At 43.6% G+C, this 12,497-nt stretch carries 15 protein-coding genes and 1 pseudogene; 6 read left to right on the top strand and 10 right to left on the bottom strand.

Annotated elements, in window-relative coordinates; all coding sequences use genetic code 11:
• The 5 genes from F8L24_RS01340 to F8L24_RS01320 all read right to left on the bottom strand — a co-directional run.
• Nucleotides 1-436 (bottom strand): DUF1698 domain-containing protein (locus F8L24_RS01340; protein WP_294951098.1); only part of this gene is annotated, 436 nt, incomplete at its 3' end.
• On the bottom strand, nt 437-976 hold the full coding sequence (locus F8L24_RS01335; protein ID WP_294951099.1) for a peptidylprolyl isomerase: 540 nt from the start codon (nt 974-976) through the stop codon (nt 437-439).
• A 17-nt stretch (nt 977-993) separates the two neighbouring features.
• Nucleotides 994-1,296, bottom strand: a complete 303-nt coding sequence (locus tag F8L24_RS01330; protein WP_294951097.1) for a hypothetical protein — start codon at nt 1,294-1,296, stop codon at nt 994-996.
• A gap of 110 nt (nt 1,297-1,406) precedes the next feature.
• Nucleotides 1,407-2,936, bottom strand: coding sequence for a ribonuclease Y (rny, locus tag F8L24_RS01325; protein WP_294951096.1), 1,530 nt, complete (start codon nt 2,934-2,936; stop codon nt 1,407-1,409).
• A gap of 67 nt (nt 2,937-3,003) precedes the next feature.
• Complete coding sequence (locus tag F8L24_RS01320; protein ID WP_294951095.1) at nt 3,004-3,558, bottom strand: 5-formyltetrahydrofolate cyclo-ligase; 555 nt, start codon at nt 3,556-3,558, stop codon at nt 3,004-3,006.
• Between the two features lie 81 nt (nt 3,559-3,639).
• Between F8L24_RS01320 and F8L24_RS01315 the strand changes: the two genes are divergently transcribed.
• The 6 genes from F8L24_RS01315 (at nt 3,640) to F8L24_RS01290 (ending at nt 8,347) form a co-directional block, all read left to right on the top strand.
• Nucleotides 3,640-4,269 carry a TlpA disulfide reductase family protein gene (locus F8L24_RS01315; protein WP_294951094.1) on the top strand — a complete coding sequence of 210 codons (630 nt, stop codon included), beginning with the start codon at nt 3,640-3,642 and terminating at the stop codon, nt 4,267-4,269.
• Between the two features lie 19 nt (nt 4,270-4,288).
• Nucleotides 4,289-5,155 carry a signal recognition particle-docking protein FtsY gene (gene ftsY / locus F8L24_RS01310; RefSeq protein ID WP_294951093.1) on the top strand — a complete coding sequence of 289 codons (867 nt, stop codon included), beginning with the start codon at nt 4,289-4,291 and terminating at the stop codon, nt 5,153-5,155.
• 111 nt (nt 5,156-5,266) lie between these two features.
• Nucleotides 5,267-6,619 (top strand): DNA repair protein RadA, encoded by a 1,353-nt coding sequence (radA, locus tag F8L24_RS01305; RefSeq protein ID WP_294951092.1) that lies wholly within the window; start codon nt 5,267-5,269, stop codon nt 6,617-6,619.
• A 138-nt stretch (nt 6,620-6,757) separates the two neighbouring features.
• On the top strand, nt 6,758-7,447 hold the full coding sequence (locus F8L24_RS01300; protein WP_294951091.1) for a response regulator: 690 nt from the start codon (nt 6,758-6,760) through the stop codon (nt 7,445-7,447).
• Between the two features lie 68 nt (nt 7,448-7,515).
• Entirely contained in the window at nt 7,516-7,878 is a 363-nt protein-coding gene (acpS, locus tag F8L24_RS01295) for a holo-ACP synthase (protein ID WP_294951090.1), read from the top strand.
• Nucleotides 7,879-7,930: 52 nt separating this feature from the next.
• Nucleotides 7,931-8,347, top strand: a complete 417-nt coding sequence (locus F8L24_RS01290) for a hypothetical protein (protein WP_294951089.1) — start codon at nt 7,931-7,933, stop codon at nt 8,345-8,347.
• Here F8L24_RS01290 and F8L24_RS01285 read toward each other — a convergent pair.
• The 5 genes and pseudogenes from F8L24_RS01285 to F8L24_RS01265 form a co-directional block, all read right to left on the bottom strand.
• Nucleotides 8,344-9,333: an SAM-dependent methyltransferase gene (locus F8L24_RS01285; RefSeq protein ID WP_294951088.1), complete on the bottom strand. Its 990-nt coding sequence runs from the start codon at nt 9,331-9,333 to the stop codon at nt 8,344-8,346. The two genes, F8L24_RS01290 and F8L24_RS01285, sit on opposite strands and share 4 nt — an antisense overlap.
• On the bottom strand, nt 9,323-10,519 hold the full coding sequence (locus F8L24_RS01280) for a TolC family protein (RefSeq protein ID WP_294951087.1): 1,197 nt from the start codon (nt 10,517-10,519) through the stop codon (nt 9,323-9,325). Before F8L24_RS01280 ends, F8L24_RS01285 begins: the two co-directional genes overlap by 11 nt.
• On the bottom strand, nt 10,494-11,678 hold the full coding sequence (locus tag F8L24_RS01275) for an aspartate aminotransferase family protein (RefSeq protein ID WP_294951086.1): 1,185 nt from the start codon (nt 11,676-11,678) through the stop codon (nt 10,494-10,496). Before F8L24_RS01275 ends, F8L24_RS01280 begins: the two co-directional genes overlap by 26 nt.
• A 142-nt stretch (nt 11,679-11,820) precedes the next feature.
• Nucleotides 11,821-12,129, bottom strand: a complete 309-nt coding sequence (locus F8L24_RS01270; RefSeq protein ID WP_294951085.1) for a hypothetical protein — start codon at nt 12,127-12,129, stop codon at nt 11,821-11,823.
• A gap of 31 nt (nt 12,130-12,160) precedes the next feature.
• A pseudogene (locus F8L24_RS01265) lies at nt 12,161-12,497 on the bottom strand (alanine/ornithine racemase family PLP-dependent enzyme); the annotation flags it as partial.

Raw genomic sequence — 12,497 nt, 5'->3', positions numbered from 1 at the left:
TGAAATGGTCAAGGAACTGAAACTGTGAATAGTAGATGGCGGAAGGGTCGAAACCGATGAGTTTTTCAGGTTTTTGCGAAAGCATTCTGAAAAGATAGTAGCCGTTGTTGCAGCCGATATCTCCCACCACTTTTCCTTCAAGATCGAAATGAGGTTCGAGAAGGTTGTATTTGATCTGGCTTTGCCATTCGGAGTCGATGAAGAGTTCGTTGATCTGGAACGGTCCCTTTCTCCAGGGCTTCATCAGAAGAGCAGTTTCTCTGATTTGTTGAGCCTCTTCTGAAGAGAGGTTTGTGATGTGAATATCGACAACATCTCCGAAAGAAACTTCGGCATCATTGTACTTCGGCAAGGCTTGTATCGCTTCCTGATAGGGTACGATATTTTTCCATGTCAGCCATTTGCGGCGTTCTTGCCGCAGTACATCGATATCCATCTATTTTTTGATATAGGCTCGTATGATCTTCTGGTCAAAGATCGGTCTGTCACCTGCCGATGTCGTTACATTTTCGATCTTCTGTACCACTTTTTTGCCTTGGATTACTTTTCCGAAAATAGTATATCCGCCGTTAAGATGCGGTGTCGGTACTGTTGTAATGAAGAACTGGCTTCCGTTGGTATTGGGGCCGTGGTTCGCCATCGCAAGCAGGAAAGGTCTGTCAAAGGTCAAGTTCGGTGCATATTCGTTCTTGAATTCTTTGTGCCAAATCGATTCACCGCCTCTTCCTGTACCGGTCGGGTCACCGCCCTGGATCATAAAACCTTTGATCACGCGATGGAAGATCAAACCGTTATAGTATCCCTGCTTTACGTGTGTCACAAAATTTTCTACGGCAAGAGGTGCCGCTTTGGGAAACATCTTGAGTTCTATTTTTCCTACATTCGTTTCAAGCACAACAACCGGTGCTTTTTTCCCTGCTCCAAAAAGATTGATCCCGCAGACCAGCAACAAACCTATCAGTATTTTTTTATACATCATATCTTTACCTTTTTTTAGTGTTCTACTACATCATTGGCACATTTGTCGATCTTCAGCTCTTTAAGCAAAAGTTCAAAAAATGCACCGCTGTCTCTTTGAACATCGTCGTTAAACTCAATATAAAGTGCCTGCTTTGATTCATGGTGGTCTCTTGAATTGTCAAAGACATGAGGGTTCATTCTGGTCAGCTTGGTTACTTTGTCTATGGCTCTCTCAATCTCTTCTCTGAGTGCTTCGTCTCCGACAAATACCAGACTCATTCCTGCATAACGCTCTTCCATTCTTACATTTGCGACGATCTCTTCACATCTGTCCACTATTTTACCTTTTATTCTAAAATTGACAAGAATAAACTCCTTGTCTTTATTTTTTAATTATAACGCTTTTATTATTTTAGTTTGCCTAATATTTGAGGGGGATACTGCTGTTATTTGGCAATACTTACAGCCCTGGTTTCACGGATAACATTGACTTTTATTTCACCGGGAAACTGCACCTTGTCTTTTATCTCTTTTGCGATCTCTTTGCTCAGAAGAACGGCTTCATTGTCGTTCATCCTGTGTGCATTGACAAATACCCGTATCTCCCGTCCTGCATTGATAGCATAGGCTTTTTCCACATTCTCTTTGGACACAGCAATCTCTTCGATCTCTTTGACCCTTTTGGTAAAACTCTCAAGCACTTCGCGTCTGGCTCCGGGACGCGCCGCACTGAGAGTATCGGCTGCACAGACTGCGGCACTTTCCACAGAATCCGGTTCTTCATAGCCGTGGTGGGCATAAATGGCATTGATCACTGTGGGGGGCTCATTGTAGCGGCGGCACAGTTCTGCCCCGATCTCCACGTGGGAGCCTCCCCTGTCCTGTGTCAAAGCTTTGCCGATGTCATGCAGCAGGCCGGCACGCAGGGCAAGCTTTTCATCTCCCCCCATCTCTGCGGCCATGACAGATGCCAGTTTTGCCACTTCAAGTGTATGCGCCAGAGCATTCTGTCCATAACTTGCACGGTATTTCAAGCGTCCGAGCAGTTTCACCAGTTCTTCGTGCATAGGGAAAAGACCCAGATCAATGAGTACATTTTCACCCTCCTCATATGTTTTCTCTTCAAATTCTTTTTCCACTTTTTCATGTACTTCTTCAATACGTCCCGGATGGATACGTCCGTCTTCGACCAGTATTTCGATCACACGTGTGGCAATAGCCCTGCGGTAGAGGTTGAACGAACTGACAAGGATGACTCCGGGTGTTTCATCGATCACAATATCCACCCCCAGAAGCATCTCGAGCGTTTTGATATTGCGCCCTTCCTTGCCGATGATACGCCCTTTATGCTCATCACTCGGAAGATTGACAAGATTGATGAGTCTTTCACCGGCAAACTCACCGGCATAACGTGTCGTCGCCTGGGCAAGAATGTAATTGGCTTTTTTCTCGCCTTCTTCTTTGGCTGTCTGCTCATATTTTCGGACAATGGATGCTATTTCTGCACGGCTCTTCTCTTCTGTTTTTTCGAGAATATAGGTTTTGGCCTCTTCTGCCGTCAGGGAAGCGGCATTTTGCAGTTTTTCAACCGCTTCATCTATCTTCGCCTGTTTTTTTGCTTCAAGCTTTTCGAGATTCAACTCTTTTTCTGCCAATCTGTTTTCCGCCAGAGAGAGCCTTTCCTCCTCTTTTTTCAGTGTTTTCTGTTCCATCATCAGCATACGGTTCCGTGTTTCAGCCTGTGCCATTTTTTCCTGGAACAATGCTTCGTATTCAAGTTCTTTTGCCTTGATCTTCACCTGTGTTTCCTGCAGCAGAAGCTCTGCTTCATTGCTGATGGCTTTCGCCTTTGCCTTTGCTTCCTGTTCCAGGTGTGAAAACTTCTTTTGGGTACTCTTCTTAAACCACAGGTAACAGCTGCCTGCCCCCACGACTGCTCCGGCTGCACCGGAGACACTTACAATGGTTCCTAACATTTGTTCTTTCCTTTTCCAAGAAAAAGAAATGTCCATATACTATTTAAACTGCGTATATACTGATTATTTATGGCACAATGATCATATCGGCTCTGACATCATAACTGTCCGTTACGATCTGACTGCTAAAGCACAGGTGACGTGCCACAAATACGGTTTTTTTTATATTCTTCATCTCTTTTTCAAAAAATCTATCATACATACCTTTTCCGAAACCGACACGTCTGTATGTCAGGTCTACACCTACAATAGGTACGATAGCTATATCTATTTCTTTATTTCTATACTGCTTTGAATTTTTTGGTTCTTTAATACCGAACTGCTTTGTTTCCAGCGGGTATCTGTATTTTACCAACCTAAAACTTTTACCTTCCATAAACGGTACATAGAGCTGCCGCTTTTCGCGTCTCAGGACTTTAACGAGAGGATAGAGGTTCACTTCAGTTGCAAGAGGGAGGTAGAGCATCACCGTTCGTGCATTCATTTCCGAAATAATCCTGTGCAATACGGAAAGCACCTTTTTGTCTTTCGCATATCTACCTGTCCGGCTGCTCTTTTTGAGCTGTTCCAGACAGTGCCTGCGGAACTTCTGTTTCCTCATCTTTTTTTGCATAACTTCCATTTAGTGCTCTTTTGGTATAATCTTTCAAATTCTGTCATACGGACAGTCTGCCGTATAACGATATTATAGCCAAGGAATCATGTGATAAAAATCAAACTTCTGTTTTTTTTGGGCTTTATTTTACTTCTTTCTGCAGGATGCAGCAGCAGAAAGGAAGAAACCTCATCTGCAAAATGCAGAACTGCACCCTTAGAGAACAATATTTCAGCATGCCCGGACAATAACACAAGCCCTCACAGCAAAACACTTGAACATACCATGATACTCAAAGGCATCAACGAGGCAACGCACGATGCATTGGTTGAAACGGACCGGTTCATATTCAACGATGTCAAAGCACCTGTTCTGCTTGTCAATTTTTTCAGTACCTGGTGTCCCACATGCCGGGGAGAGATCCCCTATTTTGAGGATTTGCAGAAAAAATACAAAAACGAACTTTTTATTGCAGGCATCCTGGTGAATGATGATGCGAATACAACCGAACTCAAAACATTTGCAGATACCTATCATGCGCATTACTTTATTTCCAATGATCCAAAGAACCGGTATGTGACTGCGAAGGTGCGTGCAGCATTGAACCTTGATGAAAACTTCACACTGCCGTTGACCGTACTGTACAGATACGGCAAATACTATACCCACTATGAAGGTGCGGTACCTGTGGAAATGATAGATCATGATATCCGAACAGCACTGGGATTGAAAGAATAACGTAAAGGAAAAACCAAACATGTTCAAACTGTTTAAAAAAGTATTGGGTAAGACCAACGATGCCATCAAAGAAGTCGTTGTAGAAAAGAAAAAAGAGATCAGCAAAGAGGAATTTGAAGATATCCTGCTTGAAGCGGATGTCAATTATGAACTGGCAGAAAGGCTGCTTGAGGCACTGCCTGAAAAAGTGAACCGTCTTCAGGCTTTCAACTCGATGATCTCTGTATTCCAGTACACGGCAGACTGGAAAGAGCATGGTGCCAAACCTTATGTTGAAATGATCATCGGTGTCAACGGTGCAGGAAAGACCACTACTATCTCCAAACTTGCCTACCGCTATCAACAGGAAGGAAAATCTGTTATTCTCGGTGCAGGCGATACTTTTCGTGCCGCTGCCATCGAACAGTTGAGCCGCTGGGCGGAGAAACTGAACATTCCCATTGTTGCCACACGTCAGGGCCATGACCCTTCCGCAGTAGTCTACGACACTATCGAATCTGCCAAGGCAAAAGGAATAGACCATGTCATCATTGACACTGCCGGACGTCTGCATACACAGACAAACCTGAGTGAAGAACTCAAAAAAATGATACGTGTAGCAGGAAAATCCATGGAGGGAGCACCCCACAGAAAGATGCTTATCCTTGACGGAACACAGGGAAGCTCCTCCATCAACCAGGCCAAAGCTTTCGATGCTATGATCGGTATTGACGGTATTATCATCACAAAACTTGACGGGACAGCCAAAGGCGGGTCCGTTCTCAGTATTGCCGATGAGCTTCAAATGCCCATTTTCTACATCGGTACCGGAGAGCAGCCTAAGGACCTTATCCGGTTCAAAGCCAATGAATATATCAATACCATACTGGATGAAATATTCATTTGACGGCAGTTCCTGCCTGCCCTGCCGCATAAAATATGTCAATATGACATATTTTATATCCTTCCTTCAAAAAAAGTTTATACTTCATACACAATTAAAATAACGGGATATATTATGGCAAAGAAAAAAACACTGTTCGAATGTCAGGCATGCGGGTTCCAGTCTCCCAGATGGATGGGAAAATGTACTTCCTGCAATCAGTGGGAAACGATGGTCGAGCTTACGGCAGACCAGATCAAATTTCTGAATGAAACATCCAGAAGCAGCAGTACCGGTTCCGCACTCTCCAAAGCGAAACCTATCACGCAGATCGAAGAAGACAACATTACCCGTTTCTCTTCGGGAAGTTCCGAACTCGATCTTGTACTGGGCGGAGGTGTTGTCCCCGGTTCTTTGACACTGATAGGCGGCAGTCCCGGTATTGGCAAATCGACACTGCTGCTGAAAATAGCCGGAAATCTTTCCCGACAGCAAAAAAAAGTACTGTATGTCTCAGGTGAGGAATCCGCCGGACAGATCAAACTGCGTGCCAATCGTCTTGATGCCAATCATGAGAATCTCTTTCTGCTGCCAGAGATCAGCCTGAGTACCGTACTCTCCGAAATTTCCAATGAACGCTATGAATTCATCGTTATAGATTCCATTCAGACACTTTATTCCGACGAAACGCCTTCGGCGCCCGGTTCCGTCACACAGGTACGTACCATCACGTTTGAACTGATGCGTGTGGCCAAAAGCCTGCATATTCCCATCTTCATCATCGGGCATATCACCAAAGACGGTTCCATCGCCGGACCGAGAGTTCTTGAACATATGGTCGACACAGTACTCTACTTTGAGGGAGACACCAACTCCGAACTGCGCCTGCTCAGGGGGTTTAAAAACCGTTTCGGTTCCACCAATGAAGTAGGTATTTTCGAAATGAACAAAAGCGGACTGAACGATGCCAAGAGTATGGCAGGCCGATTCTTTGACAAAGACAAACTCCAGTCCGGTTCCGCCCTGACCGTCATTATGGAAGGAAGCAGGCCCATCATCATAGAAGTACAGGCACTTGTCTGTGAAGCCTACGGACATCCAAAACGCAGTTCCACAGGATTTGACAACAACCGTCTCGGCATGCTTCTTGCCCTTCTTGAAAAAAAACTCGACCTTCCTCTGGGTACCTACGATGTCTTCATCAATATCTCAGGAGGCATCAAGATCAACGAGCCCTCTGCCGACCTTGCCATTATAGCTGCCATCTTGAGCAGTTACAGGGACAGAGAACTCAGTTCTGAAACACTTTTTCTCGGAGAAGTCAGTCTTACCGGGGAAATACGGGAAATCTCAGGTCTGACACAGCGTCTCAAAGAGATGAAAACACAGGGTTTCAGCAAAGCGGTCATTCCCAATAAACCGATGGAAGAAACAGAAATCAAATGTTTTATCGCTGATGAAGTTTCCAAAGTCGTTGAATGGATGTAAAAAATTAAAATATAATATTTTACAGATAAAATCATACTATAATAAATACTATCTGTATTTTTTGATGCGTTCTATGTATGTAACAAATATGATTGAATCAATTTGGGCCTCAAACAACCCTATGCAAAAGGAACCGGCATGTACACACCCACATTGCTTTATGCTGAAGATGATCAGGAAACCAGAGAAAATTTTGCTATCATTCTCCATGAATATTTTGACACTGTCTATCTTGCCAAAAACGGGAAAGAGGCATTGGCACTTTATCGTGAAAAACATCCGGACATACTTCTTTTGGATATCGGGATGCCTCTGCTGAACGGGCTGGATCTGGTGGAGAGCATACGCAACAATGACCAGAATACCCCTGTCATCATGCTCAGTGCCTACTCCGATACGGAAAAACTTCTTTCTGCCATTGGCTTGAAAGTAGAAGCGTATCTTTTAAAGCCTATTGATATGATGCTGTTCAAAAAAACCATTACAAAACTCATCAGGCAGCTGCAGACGAATGATACGGTCATACTCAGAGAAGATTTGTCCTGGAATACAAAACATTTGACACTCAGCTATAAAGATGAGCAGATAAAACTCACAAAAAAAGAACGGCATTTGCTCCAGCTGCTCAATAACAGGATAGAAGAATATCTCTCCAATGATGATCTGATCATCAATATATGGCATGAGGAAATACCGGATCATTCACATAACAACAAACTCATCCAGCTTGTATACCGTCTCAATAAAAAAATCATGCAGTATCTCCCTTCATGTCCACATTTGATCGAGAACAGCTATACCCTCGGCTACCGGATAACCCGTCGTTAAACGAACTGTTTTGCTCTTTGCAAAACATTCAACAAATATACTTATGTTATTTATGCTACACTTTCCCTATGAAAGTTGGAACAGACATTATTCAGATCAAACGTATAGAAAAACTCGTTAAAAAGTACGGCATTAAGTTCAAGCAGCGCTACCTTTCCAAAAAAGAGATCGCTATGGCAAGAAAGCTTGAAACACTTGCCGGCCTCTGGGCGGCCAAAGAAGCCATAAGCAAAGCCCTTGGATGCGGGATTGGTGCACAACTTGCGTTTCATGACATTATTATCGCCAAAGACCATAAGGGTGCACCCTTTTTTAAACTGACAAAAGAGGCACAAAAAGTTTTCAGGATCAAAAGTTCTTCCATCTCCATCAGTCATGACGGCGGTTTTGCCATTGCAATTGCCGTGATCGACTTTAAAAAACAGCTTTAACCTGGTAAAGTATATGATACGATAACCATATTCATTAAAGGAGTCATTCACCATGAACCCCCGTTCTCTCATCTTTCTGACTGTAGCCGCATGCTTTTTTTCTGCATGTACCAATACTGCCCCGACACCCAAAAAGCAGACTGTCAAGCCCAAAGAAACCAACACAAGCAAACGATATGCAGCCGTACCTCCTCCGCCAAAAAAAAAGATAGTGCTTCAAGAGGTACAGGATGACAACTATTCTCCTGAGTATATGTACCCTGATGACAAATACAAAAAAGACAAACCGGTGCAGAAGAAGGAAACAGAACCTGAAGCTGTGCTTGAGAAGGAAACAGCTTCCATGAGCAAAGAGGAATGCATTTCAATGATCGGACAGCAGAAATTTGACAAATATGCGGAAATGTACGGCAGTGAAAGCGCTCCCATCAAACGGTGTACCCTGCTGAAATCAATGCAGAAAAGTTAATTTTTCTGCAAATGCAGCATTTTAAACCTGTCTCCCATCATCGTCGGGGCGATCAGTGTTTTGATCTTGTCGGCTTCACGCATATATCTCTCCTGCGTCGTTTGTGAAGCGAACTGTTCAAGTATCTCTATGAGTCCAAAACGGATCAGTGCTCTTGCCTGTGTTTCATAACTCTTTTCTGTAAATCCTGATGCTTCAAATGCTTCGAGCACCTGCCGGAAATTTACATCATAGGTAATGTCATCTTTCTGGAAAGACTCTGAAAGGTCCAATGCCTCATCAAACAAAGGAAACGTTTCATGCGCACGGTAGACACGGATGGAAAAATCATTGCGCACATACTTCTCGCCGTAGTCAAAGCTCACAAAGTCACACTTCTCTATGCCGCTGGCCATCGCTTTGGCAAAACCCTCATATCCCACAGCAACCTCACCCTGTTTGAGATAATGTCCTTTGGCCCACTCCAGCATTTCTAAAGGGGCCGGTTTCCATGCTATCTTATGATCTTCTACGACGGCTATCTGTCCGTCTTTGAGCAATTCACAGGGGAAGGCATCGAAGATCTCATTGGCAACGACAAAACCATATTCCGCATTCACTTCGCAGAGGTCTTCAAAATGTGTTATATGCACATCGTCCCCAAAACGCGCTTTGATATACTCGGTCTGTGCCTTCTGCACTTCAGGCTGACGCTCGACAATACCGAACTTAAGTGTTTTTACCAGTAAAGGGTCACAGGTGTACAGCCACTGTATCATGTCACAGATCAGATAACCCTGATGCGCCCCTACTTCGATAAGCCAGCCGTCCCTGTCCGCCTTGCCTTCTTTGAGCATTTTAAAAAAATAGTTGGCAATACTCGCCCCGAAAAAGCTGCTGGTACTGACAGCCGTATAGAAATCTCCCGACTTCCCGATGGCTTTAAAATTCCTGTAATACCCATTCTCTCCGTAAAGCCATTCATTCATATATTCGTTAAAGTACATTTTCCACCCTTATATAGAGTTTGAGAAGCTGTATCTGCTTGTCAATACTGTAAATGCGCTGATCGAGTCTTCTTATCTGCTGTGAATTCTTCATCACATTGGCATCGTATAATGTTTTTTCACCCGCCTCGGCAAGGTTTTTTGTCACTTTGTACAGGTTGCCGTAAATCTTCTCGTCTTTTCTGGCCAGGGAGATTTTTTTGTCCAGAATATGGAGACTGTTGCGTATCCAGTCATATTCTTCACTCACCTTGTGTTTCCTGTCGATCACTTCGGTTGCAGCCTGGAGTTTCTCTACCTTGCTCAACTCAATATCGCTGAGGGCGTTGATATCGATCGGCATCGATACGGTAAAACCGTAATTGTAGTAACTGCCATTCAGGTTGGGACTGGGAAAAAGCGGATTGAGATCACCGTCGGTGTATTGTCCCTGCAATGAAACCATAGGCAGATATTTTGCCCAGGTCATTTTCTCTTTATAATCCATTTCAAGTGCACGCTGTGTGTCTCTTTTCAGTTCAAGGTTTTCTCTTCTATAGTGCAGTTTATCTATAAGTTTCAGTTTTGGAAGCCTCAGCTCTTCAGGCCTTTTGTCACTTAAAATGGCAAAACGCTGTTTAAGCTCCATCTCATTCAACCGCATTTCAAGCAATGCAGTTTCATCCTGGCTTTTTTTAAGGATAGCCTGGTCAAGAAAACTGCTGTCTATGAGTCCGGCTTCATAACTGTCACGTTTCTGCTGTATGTCGATAACATCGTTCCTGATCTGGTATCGCATTTTTTTCTTCTCAAGCTTGATGCGTTTAAGATTAAAAAGAATAGAAACCGCATCACCGATCATTTTGCGTCTCTGAAGCGTGATATCTGTTCTGTTTGCACTCCGCAAAGCTCCGGAGTACTTGATGGCGTAGTAGATCCCGCCTGATTTAAAGATAGGCTGATCGATATAGACGGATAAACTGCTGGTATCAATGGTTCCCGTTTTGAAACGTGTCGTATAGTCTTTCCCATACCGCACAGTCACCGGATTGACCCAGCTTTTGGAAAGTATATCGCTCTGGAGTTCATTTCCTCTATACTGATAGTCAAAAAGCGATGCTTTGGTAGGTGAAAGAATCTCCCCGAGTTCATCTGCACCAAGAGATGAAAGACACAGAAAGCTACAAAGAAGATACAGCCGCTTCAAAACGCTTGAACCCTTCATCTATCTCATTTTTGCTGATCGTCAGACTTGGCAGAAAACGTACTGTATTGCGTCCCGCTTTCAGAACAACCAGGCCTTCTTTCAAACTGTTCTTTATCACACTGCCCTGAATATCGGCATTTTTTGCACGCAGACCACGCATCAGACCAAGTCCCACCTCTTTTTCGAAAAGGTTTTCGTACTTGGCAGCAATATCCTGAAGTTTCTGTTCAAAATAAAGCAGTGTTTCATCCAGAGCACCGCTCTCATAGAGTTCGGAAAGAATATCGAGCACAGCAAGACCTGCTGCCGTACTCAGATAGTTTCCGCCAAAAGTACTGCCGTGGTCTCCGGCACTGAGTACATCTTTGTGTGTTGTCATTACGGCACCGATAGGGACACCCCCGCCAAGCCCTTTGGCAAGGGTAACAATGTCCGGTTCGATCTCATACAGGTTCGATGCCAGAAATTCACCCGTTCTGTAGACACCGGTTTGCACCTCATCAACGATAAGCAGCACATTACGCTCTTTGAGATATGCAGCAAGTTTCTGTATTTCCTTTTTTTCAAAAGGCTGTACACCGCCTTCACCCTGCACAAGTTCAATGAGCACCGCTACCGTTTCATCATCGATGGCCTTGTAGACATCTTCTATTGATTTTTCATATGAGAACCCGGCAGGATACGGTGAAAAATTCGGTGTATGAAAACTTTCCTGTCCAGTCGCTTTCACCGTAGTGATGGTCCGGCCATGGAACGAGTGTTCAAGCGTAATGACTTTGTAACGCTTCTTGTCGAACTTCGTTTCGCCGTACTTACGCGCAATCTTGATGGCGCCTTCATTCGCCTCTGCACCGGAATTCGCAAAAAATACGCCCATGTCATACCCGGAAAGCTCCACCATTCTCTGCGCCAGCTTTGCCTGAGGTTCGATCACCTGCAGGTTCGAAATATGGATGATCTTTTTCGCCTGCTCGCAAATAGCAGAGGTCAGTTTCTCATTCCCGTGCCCCACAGAGTTCACCGCGATCCCCGAAGCAAAATCAATGTAGTCCCGTCCATTCTCATCGTACAGCGTAGAGCCTACACCTTTTACAAAATTCGTATAGTCACGTGCATAGGTTTGCAGTATATATTTTTTGTCTAATTCTTCTAATGTCATGTTTTTTATCCATTTTCTCGTCATTCTGAATTTATTTCAAAATCTGAAATTTAATTGATGTTATTATAGCAGAGTGTATTGAAAGATGATTTTTTATCCCATGTGCGTAAATAACCAAAAGTCAAGATCCCTGTCGTATTGTCTATACTACCCTTGGACTACTATAGTGTTCCTGAAAATATTTAAGATTCTTTATCTTTCCAACAACAACCAGTACATCCCCTTTGTCCAGATGATGATCAATGGTGCTGTATGAAAAAATCAATTCATCGCTTCTTCGTTTGAGCATTCCAATGGTGATCTGTGTTCCCTTTTGCAGCTCGTTAAAAGCTGTATAGGCTGATGCTTCATCGATTTGTTTTTCGCAAAGTATTGCTTTCTCACCCATTTTGCTAGTGATACGCTCAACAAGATTTTTGCTCCAAATATCGTCATGGCGACAATTTTCCATGCTATCGCGTGCGCACGGCCTCCTTTTCCTATTAGCAACACTTCCATGCATTTTTTCTTATAAATTTTTTATGTATAAACGGTGAAGTCATAGCAGAAAGAAGTGCAGCATAGTTTAGAGAAAAAGTAACAGTATCTCCTACTTTAAGTTCACTTTGTTTAGCATCTAAAATCAGATGATCGCTGCTACCGCCCAAAATATCGACATCAATTTGTGATGTCAATCCATCGATGGCAACATCTTCTCGACCAAGACCAAGAATGACACGGGGAATAATTCCTCTATCTTCAAAATGTGCTATTTCGCCAAAGGCATTGAGTGCCATCTCTCCGTTTGGTAAAGAGGGTTTTCGTTTTGCCTCTATTACT

Origin of the sequence: Sulfurovum sp. (assembly GCF_015493435.1) — a bacterium.
Taxonomy (GTDB): domain Bacteria; phylum Campylobacterota; class Campylobacteria; order Campylobacterales; family Sulfurovaceae; genus Sulfurovum.
The sequence above is the reverse complement of the archived record's forward strand: the minus strand, read 5'-3'. Positions and strand labels throughout refer to the sequence as shown.